Source organism: Streptomyces sp. DF42, from assembly GCF_058267695.1.
Map to the genome: position 1 here is coordinate 6,129,833 of NZ_CM177859.1, position 16,732 is coordinate 6,146,564.

Here is a 16,732-nt window from a genome sequence, read left to right on the forward strand (position 1 = left end):
TGGAGTGGGGGCGGAGGGGCCTGTGCGGTGTCTGTGGGTTCGCTGTGCTCAGCAGGGGCGCTTGCGCAGCTCCATCACGTAGTCGTGCGGGGCTCCCGCAGACTCGGCGGCGTCGGCCACCTCGCCCAGGTAGCGCGCCGACGGGAGGCCGCCCTCGTAGCCGTCGAGGACGTACGTCCACGCCGACTCCTCGCCCTCCAGGGTGTGCACCCGCACCCGCATCCGGCGGTAGACGCCCAGGCCGACGCCCTCCCAGCGGTCCATCGACTCCTCGTCGAGCGGCGCGATGTCGTACAACGCGACGAAGACCTGGGAGAGCGGGTCCTCGACGATCGTCGCCAGCGCGCCCTCCCAGCCCATGTGCTCGCCCCCGAAGGTCAGCCGCCACCCGTTCAGCCAGCCGGTGGCGCGCATCGGCGAGTGCGGGGCGCGGCGGGTCATCAGCCGCGCGTCGAGGTTGCCGGCGTACGCGGCGTAGAGCGACATGGGGTCGAGGGTACGGCAGTCGGCACAGGCGTCTCGGGGGGATCAGCGGCCCCTTGCCAACCCATTGCCCCGCCCCCGGGGCGATAGCACCTTGAACGGTGCGGGACAATGGGGTACGTGACTCGGATCGTGATCATCGGTGGCGGACCCGGCGGATACGAGGCGGCCCTGGTGGCCGCCCAGCTCGGCGCGGAGGTGACCGTCGTCGACTGCGACGGTCTGGGCGGGGCGTCGGTGCTGACCGACTGCGTGCCGTCGAAGACTCTTATTGCTACGGCCGAGGTGATGACCACCTTCGATTCGTCGTACGAGGAGCTGGGGATCATCGTCGCCGACGACACCCCGCCGCTGGAGCGGGCCGCCCGGGTGGTGGGGGTCGACCTGGGGAAGGTCAACCGGCGTGTGAAGCGGCTCGCGCTGGCCCAGTCGCACGACATCACGGCGTCCGTGACGCGTGCCGGGGCCCGGGTCATGCGGGGGCGCGGGCGGCTGGAGGGCATGCAGGCCCTCGACGGTTCGCGGAAGGTGATCGTCTCCACCGCCGACGGCAGCGAGGAGACCCTCACCGCCGATGCCGTGCTCATCGCGACCGGCGGCCATCCGCGTGAGCTGCCCGACGCCCAGCCCGACGGCGAGCGCATCCTCAACTGGACCCAGGTGTACGACCTCAACGAGCTTCCCGAGGAGCTCATCGTGGTGGGGTCGGGTGTGACCGGTGCCGAGTTCGCCGGTGCCTATCAGGCGCTCGGGTCCAAGGTGACGCTGGTGTCGTCGCGGGACCGTGTCCTGCCGGGTGAGGACCCGGATGCCGCCGCCGTCCTCGAGGACGTCTTCCGGCGGCGCGGCATGAACGTCATGGCGCGGTCGCGGGCCGCCGCCGCCAAGCGGGTCGGCGACCGGGTCGAGGTCACGCTGTCCGACGGGCGGGTCATCAGCGGTTCGCACTGTCTGATGGCGGTCGGTGCCATTCCGAACAGTGCGGGGCTGGGGCTGGAGAAGGCCGGCGTCAAGGTGCGCGAGTCCGGGCACATCTGGACCGACAAGGTCTCCCGGACGACGGCTCCCGGTGTGTACGCCGCCGGTGACGTGACCGGTGTCTTCGCCCTCGCCTCCGTGGCCGCCATGCAGGGCCGGATCGCCATGTACCACTTCCTCGGCGACGCGGTGGCCCCGCTGAATCTGAAGACGGTTTCGTCGAATGTCTTCACCGATCCCGAGATCGCGACCGTCGGTTACACGCAGGCGGACGTGGATGGCGGAAAGATCGACGCCCGGGTCGTGAAGCTGCCGTTGCTGCGTAATCCGCGGGCCAAGATGCAGGGCATCAGGGACGGTTTCGTGAAGCTGTTCTGCCGGCCAGGCACGGGCATCGTGGTCGGTGGTGTGGTCGTCTCGCCGCGCGCTTCGGAACTGATCCATCCGATCTCGATCGCCGTCGACAACAATCTGACGGTCGAACAGATCGCGAACGCGTTCACCGTGTATCCCTCCCTTTCGGGGTCGATCGCGGAGGTCGCGCGCCAGCTTCACACGCGTAAGTCCGGCGGCGAGATCTGACGGCGGAAACCGACTCCTCGCTGGTCACGGGGAGTTGTCGAGCATGCGTACGGCATAGGCGGGACGGGTACGCCCTATACCACTTCCCGTCCTTGTGTGCGAACAACTTCTGCTATTCGGCGCAAACTGCTGAAAGCAGACGGTCGTTGGGGTTACTGTCAGTTTCGTGTTCGCTGCAGAACGTCGCCAATTGATCCTCGAAATGGTGCGAGCGAATGGGGCCGTGTCGCTCCGTGAGCTCGCCCGTGTCGTCCAGACCTCCGAAGTGACCGTACGGCGGGACGTGCGCGCACTGGAGGCAGAAGGACTCCTCGACCGCCGGCACGGCGGTGCGGTATTGCCGGGCGGGTTCACGCGGGAGTCCGGCTTTCCGCAGAAATCACATCTCGCGACCGCCGAGAAGACTGCCATCGCCGACCTCGCCGCGGGCTTCGTGGAAGAGGGCGAAGCCATCGTGGTCGGGGCGGGCACCACCACACAGGAGCTGGCCCGCCGGCTCGCCCGGGTGCCCGGGCTGACCGTCGTCACCAACTCCCTGTTGGTGGCCCAGGCGTTGGCCCATGCCAACCGTGTGGAGGTCGTGATGACCGGCGGCACCCTGCGCGGTTCCAACTACGCCCTGGTGGGCAGCGGAGCCGAGCAGTCCCTGCAGGGGTTGCGGGTGTCTCGGGCCTTCCTCTCCGGGAGCGGGCTCACCGCCGAGCGCGGCCTGTCCACGTCCAACATGCTGTCGGCGTCCGTCGACCGGGCGCTCGTGCAGGCCGCCGCCGAGGTCGTCGTGCTCTCCGATCACACCAAGCTCGGCACGGACACCATGTTCCAGACCGTGCCGACGGATGTGATCACGCGGCTGGTGACGGACGAGCCGCCACCGCACGACGACCGTGCGGCCACGGAGCTTCAGGCCCTCGCCGATCAAGGGGTGCAGATCGCTGTCGCCGGGGCGTCGGGGAGTTCGGCCGGTGATCCGGTCCCCCCGCGCCAAGCGCGCCGGGACGTCGCCCTGCCGGGGCCGCGGCGCGGACAGGTCTCCGGGCCGGGGGCGCCCCTGAGGACGGCCGCGGTGCTCGGTGAGGCCTCGGCGGGGGCGGAGCGGGCGCGGGTTGCGGACCTGCGGCGGCGGTAGGGGCGACCTCGGCTCTCACCTACCTCTTCGCCGTGGGGGTTCGCCGGCCGCGAGAGCAGCGGTCAGCCGCGGTTCGTGCCACGGACCGGCGGTCGGAGCACTAGCCGTCCGTCAAGCCCCGCAGGGTGAGGGTCAGCAAGCGGTCCGCCAGGCCGGGGTCGCCCGGGGATTCCTCCGCCGCCAGCGCGATCGCGTGCGTCAGCTGGAGCAGGTCGCCGATTGCCACGTCGGCGCGTACTCTGCCCGCCTCCTGAGCCCGTGTCAGCAGGGCGCCGCCCGCCTCCCGAAGGGGCCCGCTGCAGCGGGCCAGTGCGGAGGTGTCGTCGGTGGAGACGGACATCAACGCCCGTGCCAGGCCCCGGTACTCGCCCGCGTGCGCGACGATCTCCCGCAGCCATGTCACCAGAGCCGTGCACGGCTCGGGGGCTTCGAGGAGTTCGTGGGAGCGGGCCAGCAGGTCACTCACCGCGTCCTCGAAGACCGCGCTCAACAGGGCGTGGCGGTTGGGGAAATGCCGGTAGAGGGTGCCGATGCCCACGCCCGCGCGCCGGGCCACGTCCTCCAGGGATGCGTCCGTCCCGTGCGCCGCGAAGGCGGAACGGGCCTCGGCGAGCAGCCGCTCGTGGTTGCGGCGGGCGTCGGCACGCATGGCACGCGGGGTCGCCGGTGTCGCCGCCGGGTCCTCGTGCACCGCCGTCTCCGCCGACGTCGTGCCCACCATGCCTCCCACCTGCCCTCGCCTGCGCCCCCGTCTGCGTCCAGCATGCCATCGAGGATGCGCGAGCGGGCTGCCCGAACCTGAGGCGCCGCATCCGGCCCAGCAGCGCCGGGGGGATGTGAGGGAGAACGAGGCGCCCGGCGGACCGAGTGTTCCGGTCCGCCGGGCGCCTCGTGATGTCGTGCGGGAAGGGCTGGGTTGCCTCAGTCCTTGATTTCGCAGATCGGGGCGCCGGAGGTGAGGGAGGCGCCGACTTCGGCGGACAGGCCCATGACGGTGCCGGACTTGTGGGCGTTGAGGGGCTGTTCCATCTTCATCGCTTCGAGGACGACGACGAGGTCGCCTTCCTTGACCTCCTGGCCTTCCTCGACGGCGACCTTCACGATGGTGCCCTGCATGGGGGAGGCGAGGGTGTCGCCGGAGGCTGCCGGGCCGGACTTCTTGGCGGCGCGGCGCTTGGGGCGGGCGCCGGCGGCGAGGCCGGTGCGGGCCAGGGACATGCCCAGGGAGGAGGGCAGGGAGACCTCCAGGCGTTTGCCGCCGACCTCGACGACGACCGTCTCGCGGCCCGGTTCCTCGTCCGTGTCCGCGTCCGCGGTGGCGGTGAAGGGCTTGATGTCGTTGACGAACTCGGTCTCGATCCAGCGGGTGTGGACCGTGAAGGGCTCGGCGCTGCCGGTGAGTTCGGGGGCGAACGCGGGGTCGGTGACCACCTTGCGGTGGAAGGGGATGGCGGTGGCCATGCCCTCGACCTGGAACTCCTCCAGGGCGCGGGCGGCGCGCTGCAGGGCCTGGGCGCGGGTGGCGCCGGTGACGATCAGCTTGGCCAGCAGCGAGTCCCAGGCCGGGCCGATGACCGATCCGGATTCCACGCCGGCGTCCAGACGCACGCCCGGGCCGGACGGCGCGTCGAAGGCGGTGACGGTGCCCGGAGCGGGCAGGAAGCCCCGGCCGGGGTCCTCGCCGTTGATGCGGAACTCGAAGGAGTGGCCGCGCAGTTCGGGATCGCCGTAGCCCAGTTCCTCGCCGTCGGCGATGCGGAACATCTCGCGGACCAGGTCGATGCCGGCGACCTCCTCGGTGACCGGGTGCTCGACCTGCAGGCGGGTGTTGACCTCCAGGAAGGAGATCGTGCCGTCCATGCCGACGAGGAACTCGACGGTGCCGGCGCCGACGTAGCCGGCCTCCTTGAGGATGGCCTTGGAGGAGGCGTACAGCTCGGCGACCTGTGCCTCGGAGAGGAAGGGCGCGGGGGCCTCCTCGACCAGCTTCTGGTGGCGGCGCTGCAGCGAGCAGTCGCGGGTGGAGACGACGACCACGTTGCCGTGGGTGTCGGCCAGGCACTGGGTCTCCACGTGGCGCGGCTTGTCGAGGTAGCGCTCGACGAAGCACTCGCCTCGGCCGAACGCGGCCACCGCCTCACGGACGGCGGACTCGTAGAGCTCGGGTACCTCTTCGAGGGTGCGGGCGACCTTGAGGCCGCGTCCCCCGCCGCCGAAGGCGGCCTTGATGGCGATGGGCAGGCCGTGCTCCCGGGCGAAGGCGACGACCTCCTCGGCCCCCGACACCGGGTCGGGCGTGCCGGCCACCAGCGGGGCGCCGGCGCGCTGGGCGATGTGCCGGGCGGCGACCTTGTCACCCAGGTCGCGGATGGCGGCCGGTGGCGGGCCGATCCAGATCAGCCCGGCATCGAGAACGGCCTGCGCGAAGTCGGCGTTCTCCGACAGGAAGCCGTAGCCGGGATGGATCGCGTCCGCACCCGACTCACGCGCCGCGTTCAGAACCTTGTCGATGTCCAGGTAACTGGTCGCCGGGGTGTCACCGCCCAGGGCGAACGCCTCATCTGCGGCGCGGACATGCAGAGCGTCGCGGTCCGGGTCCGCGTAGACGGCCACGCTCGCGATCCCCGCGTCTTGGCAGGCCCGAGCGACCCGGACAGCGATTTCGCCACGGTTGGCGATGAGCACCTTGCGCACGATTGAGGCTCCCTCCTTGAAACAAGCCGAGTTTAGGGACTGGCTACACGGCACTACGACCCGTCCCCAATGGTGAGCTTGCCCACACGGAGCGTGATACGAGGCTTGCTCGACCCGCGAAATCCCTTGTCGCACCACGGCACGCGGGACTCCTCCGGGAAACCCTAGCTCTCCCATGTGGTCAAGGTCTCTGTGAGAGCGTGCTGCGGGCCACTCGGTTTCTTTGTGGAGTCCCTACGAATGGCCCAATGATTCTTTGCCCTCCGCAGAACCCTTGTCCCGGGGTTTACCCGTTAGTAGCGTTCGCGATGTACTGAACGTACTTTGGGTAACAAGAGCTCGGCTCGAGAGTGGGTGGGGACCGGTGGTGCGCAGACCGGTGGCGTGGGTCGTGGCGGTCGTGCTCTTCGTGGAGGCGTTCGGCGTCGCGGCACTGAACTGGTTTCTGGGGATCGTCGTCGACCGGCAGGACATGTCCCTGGCCGGCCTCGACTCCGACATGATGGCGACGTCCTCGAAGATCGGCGGGGTCCTCTTCGGCCTCTACTTCGCCCTGTGCGGCCTGGTCGCGCTCCTCGTGGCCCTGAGGGACCGCCCCCCGGCCGGCTTCGGGCGCATCCTGCTGATCAGCGCGGCCGTGGTGCACGGGCTGCTGGGGGCGTTCGCGTGGGGGCTGGTGGGCTGGTCGGCGTTCCTGTTCATGGTGGTGGTGCTGGCGCTCATCGTGCTGCTGCTGATGACCTACGACAGCCCGGCCGAGCCCTCCGACGCGGTCCCGCCCGCGGCACCCGGCCCCGAGAGCGACGGCGGCAACGGCGGCAACGACGGTGGCCTGAAGGACGACAAGGGCTCGCCCTTCACTTCTCCGCCGGCGCCCACAACTCCGTGATGCCGACGCCCAACTGGGCGAGGAGGCGGCGGACGAGGGGCAGGCTGATGCCGATCACATTGCCGTGGTCGCCGTCGATGCCGTCGATGAACGGCGCGCTGCGGCCGTCGAGCGTGAACGCCCCCGCGACGTAAAGGGGTTCGCCCGAGGCGACGTAGGCGGCGATCTCCTCGTCGGTGGGCTCGCCGAAGCGGACGACCGTGGAAGCCGTGGCCGACACGTACCGCTTGTTCGTGGTGTCCCAGATGCAGTGGCCGGTCTGCAGCGTGCCGGCGCGTCCCCGCATCGCCTTCCAGCGCGCGGTGGCCTCTTCGGCGTCCGCGGGCTTGCCGAGCGCCTGGCCGTCGAGGTCGAGCACCGAGTCGCAGCCGATCACCAGGGCGCCGTGCACCTCCGGCCTGGCGGCCACGACGGAGGCCTTGGCCTCGGCGAGGGCGAGCGCGAGGTCGGCGGGGGTGGGGGCCGTCACGGCGTCCTCGTCGACGCCGCTCACGATGACCTCCGGTTCCAGACCGGCCTGGCGCAGGAGGTTCAGCCGGGCGGGGGACTGGGAGGCGAGGACGAGGCGGCGGAGCGGCTGATCGGTCATGCGGTCAGGGTATCGGCGGGCGTGTCGGCGTTCACCTCAGGCCGATCACGATCATCGCCAGCAGCATGGCCAATGCCATGAGGAGACCGAGCCGCCGCAACATCTCCTGCATGTCCCGCAGTTCTTTGGGCGGCTCGTTCTCGGGGTCGGACCACAGCATGTCACCAGCGTGCGGCGGAGGGGCGGGGCGGCGCCTGAGTATGCGTACTCAGGTTTGGGGCCCGCAGCGTTCGTCGACGGCTGCGGGCCCCGTGGGGGCCTGCCGCGCAGTTCCCCGCGCCCCTGAAAAGATGCGCAGTTCCCCGCGCACCCGAGGCTCAGCCCGGCCAGTAGGTGCGGGTCCATGACGTGCGCCCGGGCTGGGGCAGGCGGTGCGCTGCGACGCGGGCCGGGTCCGACCACGCGTCCTTGTCCCGCGGCGCGCCGGACGGCTCGGTTGCCGCCGCCGCGGCGCGGACCCTGACCACCGCCAGGGCGGCGGCCAGCTCCTCCGGGGTCGGGTTGCCCCGTACGACCTTGATGTTCATGACGGCTCCCTGCCGGACTGGAGGCTAGAGGGGGATGTTGCCGTGCTTCTTGGGCGGCAGCGACTCGCGCTTCGTACGCAGCTGACGCAGGCCGCGGACGACGTGCCGACGCGTCTCGGACGGCATGATCACCGAGTCGACGTAGCCGCGCTCGGCCGCGATGTAGGGGTTGAGGAGGGCGTCCTCGTACTCCTGGATGAGGCGGGCCCGGGTGGCTTCGAGGTCGCCGTTCGCGTCGGCCTCGGCGATGGTGCGGCGGTGCAGGATGTTGACCGCGCCCTGGGCGCCCATGACGGCGATCTGGGCGGTGGGCCAGGCGAGGTTGAGGTCGGCGCCCAGGTGCTTGGAGCCCATGACGTCGTAGGCGCCGCCGAAGGCCTTGCGGGTGATGACCGTGATGAGGGGGACGGTGGCCTCGGCGTAGGCGTAGATCAGCTTGGCGCCGCGGCGGATGATGCCGTCGTGCTCCTGGTCGACGCCGGGCAGGAAGCCCGGGACGTCCACGAAGGTGATGACCGGGACGTTGAAGGCGTCGCAGGTGCGCACGAAGCGGGCGGCCTTCTCGGATGCCGTGATGTCCAGGCAGCCCGCGAACTGCATCGGCTGGTTGGCGACGATGCCGACCGGGTGACCTTCGACGCGGCCGAAGCCGGTGAGGATGTTCGGCGCGAACAGCGCCTGCGTCTCGAAGAACTCGGCGTCGTCCAGGATGTGTTCGATCACCGTGTGCATGTCGTACGGCTGGTTCGCGCTGTCCGGGACGAGCGTGTCCAGCTCCAGGTCCTCGCCGCTGGTGGCGAGGTCCGCCTCCTCCGGGTAGACCGGCGCCTCGGAGAGGTTGTTGGACGGCAGGTACGACAGCAGCTGCTTGACGTACTCGATCGCGTCCTTCTCGTCCCCGGCCATGTGATGGGCCACGCCGGAGGTGGAGTTGTGGGTGCGGGCGCCGCCCAGCTCCTCGAAGCCGACGTCCTCGCCGGTGACGGTCTTGATGACGTCCGGGCCGGTGATGAACATGTGCGAGGTCTGGTCGACCATCACCGTGAAGTCGGTGATCGCGGGGGAGTAGACCGCGCCGCCCGCGCAGGGGCCCACGACCAGGCTGATCTGCGGGATCACGCCGGAGGCGTGGGTGTTGCGGCGGAAGATCTCGCCGTACGCGCCGAGCGAGGCGACACCTTCCTGGATGCGGGCGCCGCCGGAGTCGTTGATGCCGATGACCGGACAGCCGGTCTTCAGCGCGAAGTCCATGACCTTCACGATCTTCTGGCCGTAGACCTCGCCCAGGGCGCCGCCGAAGACGGTGAAGTCCTGGGAGAACACGGCGACCGGACGGCCGTCGACGGTGCCGTAGCCGGTGACGACGCCGTCGCCGTAGGGGCGGTTGCTCTCCAGGCCGAAGTTGGTGGAGCGGTGCCGGGCGAACTCGTCGAGCTCGACGAAGGAGCCCTCGTCGAGGAGCAGCTCGATCCGCTCACGGGCCGTCAACTTGCCCTTGGCGTGCTGCTTTTCGACGGCGCGTGCGGAGCCGGCGTGCGTCGCCTCGTCGATACGGCGCTGGAGATCCGCGAGCTTGCCCGCGGTGGTGTGGACATCGATCCCTTGGTGCTTTTGGATCTCTTGACGCTCTTCCGGCTCGGACATCGGGATCGCGGCTCCCTGCCTGCTCAAAAGGGGGGACGGTTACTCATCCGTAGAGTAGTGGGGGGCTTACGAATCAGCAGTGCGGCGTTTCACACACCTAGGGTGGCTTGCATGACGCCGCGAGATGCTTCAGACGACAGTCGTTGGTCCGATCTGGACCGGCCTCCTCTCAACGTCACCGCGCTGCGCCGGGGACTCGTGCACGAGGGCGGGCTGTGGCGCGAGGTGGAGCTGGTGCGGAGCACCGGGTCCACCAACTCCGACCTGGTCGCCCTGGCGGGCGCGGGCAAGGCGGCCGAGGGCACGGTCCTGGTCGCCGAGGAGCAGACCGCAGGGCGGGGCCGCCTGGACCGCCAGTGGACGGCACCGGCCCGCTCGGGCCTGTTCTTCTCCGTCCTGCTGAAACCGGCGGAGGTGCCGGTCGCTCGCTGGGGCTGGCTGCCGCTGCTCACCGGGGTCGCCGTGGCGACGGGGCTGTCCCGGTCGGCCGGCGTGGACACGGCACTCAAGTGGCCCAACGACCTGCTCGTTTCCATCCGCGGCGAGGAGCGCAAGGCCGGCGGGATACTCGCCGAGCGCGCCGGCGAGGACGCAGTGGTCGTCGGCGTCGGCGTCAACGTCACGTTGCGCGAGAACGAACTGCCGGTCCCCCAGGCGGGTTCGCTGGCGCTGGCCGGAGCGGTGAGCACGGACCGGGACCCCCTGCTGCGGGCGATGCTGCGCTCCCTGGAGGAGTGGTACGGGCGCTGGCGGGACGCCGGCGGCGATCCGGCGGCCAGCGGCTTGCAGGAGACGTATGCGGCGGGTTGCGCGACGCTGGGGAGGGTGGTGCGGGCGGAGCTGCCGGGAGACCGGTCGATCACCGGGGAGGCGGTGGCGGTCGACGGCGACGGAAGGCTGGTGATCGCAACGCAGGACGGAGTGCAGGAGCCGGTGGGCGCCGGCGACATCGTCCATGTGCGGCCGGCGTGAGCAGATCCGGCCCGTCCGGCGTTTTGAGGACGAAGCCTTTCGGGTGAAGCGGGTGCGGGGGCAGCAGGCCCCAGCGACGCCCGCACCGGCGCCGGGTGCCTCACCCACGTCGGGAGTGAGGTACGGCACACCTGCCGTACAGTTGAGGCCGGTCGATACCTGACCGTGGCAGATCGGAAGGGCAGCAGGCGTGACCGTCGACGACACGGGCTCCGGCGCGGACGCGGACGGCCGGGTGGACCCCCATGCCGCCGAATCCGGCGAGGACCCGCTCGCCCTGCGCCTGGAACATCTGATCCTCGGCGCCGAGCGGCGCTACACCCCCTTCCAGGCGGCCCGCAGCGCGGGCGTCTCCGTGGAACTGGCCACCCGCTTCTGGCGGGCGATGGGCTTCGCCGACATCGGGCAGGCCAAGGCGCTCACCGAGGCCGACGTGCTCGCCCTGCGGCGGCTGTCCGGTCTGGTCGAGGCGGGACTGCTGAGCGAGGCGATGGCGGTGCAGGTGGCCCGGTCCACGGGGCAGACCACGGCCCGGCTCGCCGAGTGGCAGATCGACTCCTTCCTGGAGGGCCTGACCGAGCCGCCCGAGCCGGGGATGACGCGCACCGAGGTGACGTATCCGATCGTCGAGCTGCTGCTGCCCGAGCTGGAGGAGTTCCTCGTCTACGTGTGGCGGCGGCAGCTCGCCGCCTCGGCCGGGCGGGTCGTGCAGGCCGCCGACGACGAGGAGATGGTCGACCGGCGCCTGGCCGTCGGCTTCGCGGACCTCGTCGGCTTCACCCGCCTCACCCGCCGGATGGAGGAGGAGGAACTCGGCGAGCTCGTCGAGGCCTTCGAGACCACCGCCGCCGACCTGGTCGCCGCGCACGGCGGCCGACTGGTCAAGACGCTGGGCGACGAGGTGCTGTACGCGGCCGACGACGCCGGGATCGCCGCCGAGATCGCGCTGCGCCTGATCGAGACCATGGCGAACGACGAGACGATGCCCGAGCTGCGCGTCGGCATAGCCTTCGGCACGGTCACCACCCGTATGGGCGACGTCTTCGGCACGACGGTGAACCTCGCCTCCCGGCTGACGTCGATAGCCCCGCGCGACGCCGTCCTCGTCGACGCCGACTTCGCCCAGGAACTGATCCGCACCGGAGAGGCACCGGCCTCCGAGGCCGAGGCGGCCGAGGCCGCCGCAGCGGCGGAGAAGGAGGGCGAGGAGCCCCCGACGTACCGCTTCGCCCTCCAGCCGATGTGGCAGCGCCCGGTCCGCGGCCTCGGCGTCGTGGAGCCCTGGCTCCTGACCCGACGGAGCGAGGCCCCGTAGGACTCCTTGGCCCGGCGGTCCGTGGCCTGGTGACCCGGTGGCTTGGCGGTCTGGCGGTCTCGCGGCCGGGTCAGGCGTGGGCTCCCCGTCGGCTTCGACCGCGGTAGCGCCCGGCGTGTCCGGGTACTGGTCCATGGAGCTCGGGGCGTGCGGGTGGTGTGGGCGTGGTGCCCCTTATGGGCGCGGGGGCCGTGTGGGGTGAGGCAGCGTCGTCTTGGTGGGGAGGGTCGCGCCCGCGGTCGTCCGGGCGTCGCTCCGGGGTGGTGTCTGTCGGACGTGCTGGGCGCGCGGCAGGGCCAAGGGGGTGCGGGTGCCGCACCGGCGGCCGGCGAAGCATCTGCAGTGGGCCGTCCACGATCTCGGCGCGCAGGGCGCGACCGGTGCGTCGGGGTTCCCCTCGACCGCGTTCGACCTGGTCGGGCGGCTGTGTTTCGGCAGGGCTGGTCGGGCCGTGGGTTCAGCCTGTGCGTGGGCCCACGCACAGGCCGATGACCGGGACGCAGAGGTCGGGGCCGTCCGGGTTGTCCGGGGGTCGGGTTGGCGGGGGTTCGGAACGGCCTGAGGTCGGATTCGGTCGGGGGGCGGGCGGCGTCGTTGCGGGTGGGGGCGTGGGTGCCGGGGTGTTCGGGGCTTGCGGGACCGTCGTGGTGACGGTGGACTCCGGGTCCGGCGGTGCGGTCGTGGACGGCAGGGCTACGAGGCTCGAAGCCGCCGTCGGTGTCGCGCTCGCCCCGCCCATCACGGACGTCGCGGAGGGACTGACGCGGGGCACGGCCCTGACGGTGGCCACGGCGTCGCCCGACCGGTCGGTGCCCGTACCGGGGTCCTGCCGGGGCTCGGCCTCCGCGGTCCCGACCCCGCCGACCCCCGACTCGGGCGCGACCCGTACGAGGCTCAGGGCGCCGGCGGCCAGCGCGAGGCCCCCGACGGCGAACAGCACCTTGCGGGGCCGCGGCCTGCGGTGCCGGCCCCGCCTCACCGATGTCTCCGCCGTCACGATCATCACGACCCCTCCCCGTTGCGCAAGCGCCCCCTGTGCGCCGTGGCGGACGCACGCTACGCGCTCCCGTGGGCGGCGCGGCGGGAGTCGGACCGGATGTCACTCGAACGGGGACAACGAAGGGAAACCCTGCGATGATCGGGCCGAAACTTGTTAACCCGCGTTAACCGGAGGGTGTCATGGGTGAGGAGCGGTTCGGGGAGTTCGTGGTGGTGCGGCGACACGGAGACGGGGACGTCGCGCATGTCGCGGAGCTCGTCCTCGACCGGCCCAAGGCCATGAACGCCGTGTCGAGCGAGATGGCGCGTTCGATCGCCGGGGCGTGCGCGGCGCTGGGTGCCGACCGTGACGTACGGACGGTCGTGGTGACGTCCACGCACGAGCGGGCGTTCTGCGTCGGGGCGGATCTGAAGGAGCGGAACTCCTTCTCGGACGCCGACCTGGTCCGGCAGCGGCCGGTCGCGCGCAGTGCCTACACGGGGGTGCTCGAACTGCCGGTGCCGACGATCGCCGCGGTGCACGGGTTCGCGCTCGGCGGGGGCTTCGAGCTGGCGCTGGCGTGCGACCTGATCGTGGCCGACCGCACGGCCGTGGTGGGGCTGCCGGAGGTGTCCGTGGGAGTCATCCCGGGCGGTGGCGGCACGCAGCTGCTGCCGCGCCGGGTGGGGGCCGCCCGGGCGGCGGAGCTCATCTTCACGGCCCGGCGTCTGGAGGCCGCCGAGGCGCGGGAGTTGGGCCTCGTGGACGAGCTGGTGGAGGAGGGGCGGGACCGGGCTCGGGCGCTGGCCCTGGCGTCCCGCATCGCCGCGAACTCGCCGGTCGGCCTGCGGGCGGCCAAGCGCGCGCTGCGCCTCGGTCAGGGGCTCGACCTGCGGGCCGGCCTGGAGGTCGAGGACGCGGCATGGCGGTCCGTGGCGTTCTCCGGGGACCGGGCGGAGGGCGTGGCGGCGTTCAACGAGAAGCGGAAGCCTCAGTGGCCCGGCGAGTAGCGGCCGAGGAGCAGCAGTCAGTAGCCGCCGAGGGCCGGTCGGTATGGGTCGGGGCCGGTCACCCCACCGCCGTATCAATAGAACGAATCGCCAGAAACCTCCCTAACCTGGAGTGATGGGTGATGACAAGCGGCTCGCTGCCGTCGTCGCGTTGGCGCAGGGCATGGCGGCGGCCCACGGCTCGCACGAGGCGTGGCGCTCGGCGGCGGCCGGGGCGTGCCGGGCGCTCGGCGGGAGCTTTGCCGCGCTGTCGGTGTGGGAGCGGGAGCGCGGCCGGCTGCGGGTCCTCGTGAACGTGGGGGAGCGGGGCGAGGGGGAGGACGAGTTCCCGGAGGACGAGTCGTACCCGGTGCACCAGTTCCCCGAGATCACCGAGTTCCTGCACGAGCGGTGGGCCGGGGGCGGTGAGCCCGACGCGTGGGTGGAGACGGCGCAGGGGCCCGCGGCGGGCGGCCGCCCCGGTTACGTCCATCAGCGGGTCGCCGCCCTGCGCCGCCGCGGTCGCGGCTGCTGCGTCGTCGCCCCGATCGTGCTGAACGGGCGGGCATGGGGCGAGCTCTATGTGGCGCGTCCCGCCGGTGCGCCCGTCTTCGGGCGGGCCGACGCCGACTTCGCCACCGTCCTGGCCGCCGTCGTCGCCGCCGGGATCGCCCAGGCGGAGCGGCTGGAGGAGGCGCGACGGCTGGCGTACACCGACGCCCTCACCGGTCTCGCCAACCGGCGTGCCGTCGATGTGAAGCTGGACGAGGCCGTCGAGTCGCATCGCGCGGACGGCACGGTCGTCAGCCTGGTCGTCTGTGACCTCAACGGCCTCAAGCGCGTCAACGACACCTGTGGCCATGCCGTGGGCGACCGTCTGCTCGAACGCTTCGGCTCCGTGCTCTCCCTGTGCGGCGCGATGCTGCCCGGTGCGCTCGCCGCGCGCCTGGGCGGGGACGAGTTCTGTCTGCTCGCCGTCGGGCCGTCCGCCGACGAGGTGGTCAAGGCGGCCGACGAACTGTGCCGCCGCGCCGCCGAGTTGGAGCTGGGCGACGGCGTTGCCTGCGGGGTCGCGTCCACCGAGGACCCGATCGGGCCGGTCCGCTCCGCCCGCCGGCTCTTCCGGCTCGCGGACGCCGCCCAGTACCGGGCGAAGGCGCTTCATGCGGACAAGCCGGTCGTGGCCGGGCGGGGAGGGCCCGACGACCCGGTCATGCGGCTGGCCGACGCGCCTTCGCCGCAGCAGGCCGCCTCCGAGCGGCGCCGGTTCCGGGGGCGGCGGAGCTGACGTGCGGGGCCGCAGGGGACGCGCCGGATGGGTAAGGGGCGTACCCGCGAACCAGTAGTGACATCTTCGTCTTCACTGCGTACGCTCCTGAATATGGATATGCACACTGTGGTGGTGGGGACGTCCGGGGTGACCGCGTCCGACGTTCTCGCCGTGGCGCGCGACGGCGCCCGGGTCGAGCTGTCGAAGGAGGCGGCGCAGGCCCTCGCCGCGGCCCGCGAGATCGTGGACGCGCTGGCGGCCAAGCCCGAGCCCGTCTACGGCGTCAGCACCGGCTTCGGCGCCCTGGCGACCCGGCACATCAGCCAGGAACTGCGCGCCCAGCTGCAGCGCAACATCGTCCGCTCGCACGCCGCCGGCCTCGGCCCGCACGTGGAGCGGGAAGTCGTACGGGCCCTGATGTTCCTGCGGCTCAAGACCGTCTGCTCGGGACACACCGGCGTCCGCCCCGAGGTCGCGCAGACCATGGCCGACGTGCTGAACGCCGGGATCACCCCCGTCGTCCACGAGTACGGCTCCCTCGGCTGCTCCGGCGACCTCGCGCCCCTGTCCCACTGCGCCCTGACGCTCATGGGGGAGGGTGACGCGGAAGGTCCGGACGGCACCGTCCGCCCCGCCGGTGAGCTTCTTGCCGAGCACGGGATCGCCCCCGTCGAGCTGCGCGAGAAGGAGGGCCTCGCCCTCCTCAACGGCACCGACGGCATGCTCGGCATGCTCGTGATGGCCCTCGCGGACCTGGACATGCTCTACAAGTCGGCCGACGTGACGGCCGCCCTCTCGATGGAAGCGCTGCTCGGCACCGACCGGGTCCTCGCCCCCGAGCTGCACGCCATCCGCCCGCACCCCGGGCAGGGCGCCTCCGCCGCCAACATGCTTGCCGTGCTGAAGGGTTCGGAGCTCACCGGACACCACCAGGACGACGCCCCGCGCGTCCAGGACGCCTACTCGGTGCGCTGCGCCCCGCAGGTCGCGGGCGCCGGACGCGACACCATGGCGCACGCCCGCCTCGTCGCCGAGCGCGAGCTGGCCTCTGCCGTCGACAACCCGGTCGTGCTGCCCGACGGGCGCGTCGAGTCCAACGGCAACTTCCACGGCGCCCCGGTCGCGTACGTCCTGGACTTCCTCGCCATCGCGGCCGCGGACCTCGCCTCCATCGCCGAGCGCCGCACCGACCGGCTGCTCGACAAGAACCGCAGCCACGGCCTGCCGCCCTTCCTGGCCGACGACGCCGGCGTCGACTCGGGGCTCATGATCGCCCAGTACACGCAGGCCGCGCTGGTGAGCGAGATGAAGCGACTGGCCGTGCCGGCCTCCGCCGACTCGATCCCGTCCTCCGCCATGCAGGAGGACCACGTCTCCATGGGCTGGTCGGCCGCCCGCAAGCTGCGCACCGCCGTCGACAACCTCACGCGCGTGGTCGCCGTCGAGCTGTACGCCGCCACCCGCGCGATCGAACTGCGCGAGGGCCTGACCCCGGCACCCGCCTCGCAGGCGGCCATCACGGCGGTGCGGGCGGCGGGAGTCGAGGGCCCCGGTCCCGACCGGTTCCTCGCGCCCGACCTCGCCGCCGCGGACACGTTCGTGCGCGAGGGACGGCTGGTCGCCGCGGTGGAGACCGTCACCGGGCCCCTGCAGTAGTCGTACGACAACGGGGCCCTGCCGCACCTGCGACGGGGC

At 71.8% G+C, this 16,732-nt stretch carries 16 protein-coding genes; 8 read left to right on the forward strand and 8 right to left on the reverse strand.

The window, feature by feature from the left end:
- Positions 1-48: 48 nt before the first annotated feature.
- Entirely contained in the window at positions 49-486 is a 438-nt protein-coding gene (locus ACYUED_RS28235) for a gamma-glutamylcyclotransferase family protein (protein WP_266589557.1), read from the reverse strand.
- 108 nt (positions 487-594) lie between these two features.
- On the opposite strand from ACYUED_RS28235, the gene ACYUED_RS28240 reads away from it, so the two are divergent.
- Both ACYUED_RS28240 and ACYUED_RS28245 read left to right on the forward strand, forming a co-directional pair.
- Positions 595-2,043 carry an NAD(P)H-quinone dehydrogenase gene (locus ACYUED_RS28240; protein WP_491286299.1) on the forward strand — a complete coding sequence of 483 codons (1,449 nt, stop codon included), beginning with the start codon at positions 595-597 and terminating at the stop codon, positions 2,041-2,043.
- Positions 2,044-2,209: 166 nt separating this feature from the next.
- On the forward strand, positions 2,210-3,169 hold the full coding sequence (locus ACYUED_RS28245; protein ID WP_491286301.1) for a DeoR/GlpR family DNA-binding transcription regulator: 960 nt from the start codon (positions 2,210-2,212) through the stop codon (positions 3,167-3,169).
- 100 nt (positions 3,170-3,269) lie between these two features.
- On the opposite strand, the gene ACYUED_RS28250 is transcribed toward ACYUED_RS28245, so the two are convergent.
- Entirely contained in the window at positions 3,270-3,818 is a 549-nt protein-coding gene (locus ACYUED_RS28250; RefSeq protein ID WP_491294470.1) for a TetR/AcrR family transcriptional regulator, read from the reverse strand.
- A gap of 272 nt (positions 3,819-4,090) precedes the next feature.
- The gene (locus tag ACYUED_RS28255; RefSeq protein ID WP_491286303.1) at positions 4,091-5,863 is read right to left on the reverse strand and encodes an acetyl/propionyl/methylcrotonyl-CoA carboxylase subunit alpha; all 1,773 of its coding nucleotides are present in this window, start codon (positions 5,861-5,863) and stop codon (positions 4,091-4,093) included.
- Between the two features lie 364 nt (positions 5,864-6,227).
- Between ACYUED_RS28255 and ACYUED_RS28260 the strand changes: the two genes are divergently transcribed.
- Entirely contained in the window at positions 6,228-6,752 is a 525-nt protein-coding gene (locus ACYUED_RS28260; protein ID WP_491286305.1) for a hypothetical protein, read from the forward strand.
- On the opposite strand, the gene ACYUED_RS28265 is transcribed toward ACYUED_RS28260, so the two are convergent.
- The 4 genes from ACYUED_RS28265 to ACYUED_RS28280 all read right to left on the reverse strand — a co-directional run bounded on the left by ACYUED_RS28265 (position 6,721) and on the right by ACYUED_RS28280 (position 9,512).
- Positions 6,721-7,341: a Maf family protein gene (locus tag ACYUED_RS28265; protein WP_491286307.1), complete on the reverse strand. Its 621-nt coding sequence runs from the start codon at positions 7,339-7,341 to the stop codon at positions 6,721-6,723. The two genes, ACYUED_RS28260 and ACYUED_RS28265, sit on opposite strands and share 32 nt — an antisense overlap.
- 31 nt (positions 7,342-7,372) lie before the next feature.
- A complete protein-coding gene (gene mmpB / locus ACYUED_RS28270) occupies positions 7,373-7,501 on the reverse strand; it encodes a morphogenic membrane protein MmpB (RefSeq protein ID WP_266520724.1) in 129 nt (42 codons plus the stop codon).
- A gap of 157 nt (positions 7,502-7,658) precedes the next feature.
- Entirely contained in the window at positions 7,659-7,868 is a 210-nt protein-coding gene (locus tag ACYUED_RS28275) for an acyl-CoA carboxylase epsilon subunit (RefSeq protein WP_491286310.1), read from the reverse strand.
- 24 nt (positions 7,869-7,892) lie between these two features.
- Positions 7,893-9,512 (reverse strand): acyl-CoA carboxylase subunit beta, encoded by a 1,620-nt coding sequence (locus ACYUED_RS28280; RefSeq protein WP_491286312.1) that lies wholly within the window; start codon positions 9,510-9,512, stop codon positions 7,893-7,895.
- A gap of 111 nt (positions 9,513-9,623) precedes the next feature.
- On the opposite strand from ACYUED_RS28280, the gene ACYUED_RS28285 reads away from it, so the two are divergent.
- Together ACYUED_RS28285 and ACYUED_RS28290 are read left to right on the forward strand one after the other, a co-directional pair.
- Complete coding sequence (locus tag ACYUED_RS28285) at positions 9,624-10,484, forward strand: biotin--[acetyl-CoA-carboxylase] ligase (RefSeq protein WP_491286314.1); 861 nt, start codon at positions 9,624-9,626, stop codon at positions 10,482-10,484.
- Between the two features lie 190 nt (positions 10,485-10,674).
- Positions 10,675-11,799 carry an adenylate/guanylate cyclase domain-containing protein gene (locus ACYUED_RS28290; protein ID WP_266520730.1) on the forward strand — a complete coding sequence of 375 codons (1,125 nt, stop codon included), beginning with the start codon at positions 10,675-10,677 and terminating at the stop codon, positions 11,797-11,799.
- Between the two features lie 457 nt (positions 11,800-12,256).
- Here ACYUED_RS28290 and ACYUED_RS28295 read toward each other — a convergent pair whose 3' ends face one another.
- The gene (locus tag ACYUED_RS28295; RefSeq protein WP_491294471.1) at positions 12,257-12,802 is read right to left on the reverse strand and encodes a hypothetical protein; all 546 of its coding nucleotides are present in this window, start codon (positions 12,800-12,802) and stop codon (positions 12,257-12,259) included.
- A 176-nt stretch (positions 12,803-12,978) separates the two neighbouring features.
- Between ACYUED_RS28295 and ACYUED_RS28300 the strand changes: the two genes are divergently transcribed.
- The 3 genes from ACYUED_RS28300 (at position 12,979) to hutH (ending at position 16,693) form a co-directional block, all read left to right on the forward strand.
- The gene (locus tag ACYUED_RS28300; protein ID WP_491286317.1) at positions 12,979-13,788 is read left to right on the forward strand and encodes an enoyl-CoA hydratase/isomerase family protein; all 810 of its coding nucleotides are present in this window, start codon (positions 12,979-12,981) and stop codon (positions 13,786-13,788) included.
- A gap of 115 nt (positions 13,789-13,903) precedes the next feature.
- On the forward strand, positions 13,904-15,055 hold the full coding sequence (locus tag ACYUED_RS28305) for a GGDEF domain-containing protein (protein WP_491286319.1): 1,152 nt from the start codon (positions 13,904-13,906) through the stop codon (positions 15,053-15,055).
- 99 nt (positions 15,056-15,154) lie between these two features.
- A complete protein-coding gene (hutH, locus tag ACYUED_RS28310) occupies positions 15,155-16,693 on the forward strand; it encodes a histidine ammonia-lyase (protein WP_491294472.1) in 1,539 nt (512 codons plus the stop codon).
- Positions 16,694-16,732 lie beyond the last annotated feature (39 nt).

What these genes read in the sequence shown, in the direction of transcription:
- ACYUED_RS28265 (WP_491286307.1), bottom strand. Translation starts at nt 7,341, where the DNA reads ATGACCGATCAGCCGCTCCGCCGCCTCGTCCTCGCCTCCCAGTCCCCC.
- ACYUED_RS28235 (WP_266589557.1), bottom strand. Translation starts at nt 486, where the DNA reads ATGTCGCTCTACGCCGCGTACGCCGGCAACCTCGACGCGCGGCTGATG.
- ACYUED_RS28275 (WP_491286310.1), bottom strand. Translation starts at nt 7,868, where the DNA reads ATGAACATCAAGGTCGTACGGGGCAACCCGACCCCGGAGGAGCTGGCC.
- ACYUED_RS28250 (WP_491294470.1), bottom strand. Translation starts at nt 3,818, where the DNA reads ATGCGTGCCGACGCCCGCCGCAACCACGAGCGGCTGCTCGCCGAGGCC.
- ACYUED_RS28285 (WP_491286314.1), top strand. Translation starts at nt 9,624, where the DNA reads ATGACGCCGCGAGATGCTTCAGACGACAGTCGTTGGTCCGATCTGGAC.
- hutH (WP_491294472.1), top strand. Translation starts at nt 15,155, where the DNA reads ATGCACACTGTGGTGGTGGGGACGTCCGGGGTGACCGCGTCCGACGTT.
- mmpB (WP_266520724.1), bottom strand. Translation starts at nt 7,501, where the DNA reads ATGCTGTGGTCCGACCCCGAGAACGAGCCGCCCAAAGAACTGCGGGAC.
- ACYUED_RS28300 (WP_491286317.1), top strand. Translation starts at nt 12,979, where the DNA reads ATGGGTGAGGAGCGGTTCGGGGAGTTCGTGGTGGTGCGGCGACACGGA.
- ACYUED_RS28240 (WP_491286299.1), top strand. Translation starts at nt 595, where the DNA reads ATGGGGTACGTGACTCGGATCGTGATCATCGGTGGCGGACCCGGCGGA.
- ACYUED_RS28295 (WP_491294471.1), bottom strand. Translation starts at nt 12,802, where the DNA reads ATGATCGTGACGGCGGAGACATCGGTGAGGCGGGGCCGGCACCGCAGG.
- ACYUED_RS28305 (WP_491286319.1), top strand. Translation starts at nt 13,904, where the DNA reads ATGGGTGATGACAAGCGGCTCGCTGCCGTCGTCGCGTTGGCGCAGGGC.
- ACYUED_RS28280 (WP_491286312.1), bottom strand. Translation starts at nt 9,512, where the DNA reads ATGTCCGAGCCGGAAGAGCGTCAAGAGATCCAAAAGCACCAAGGGATC.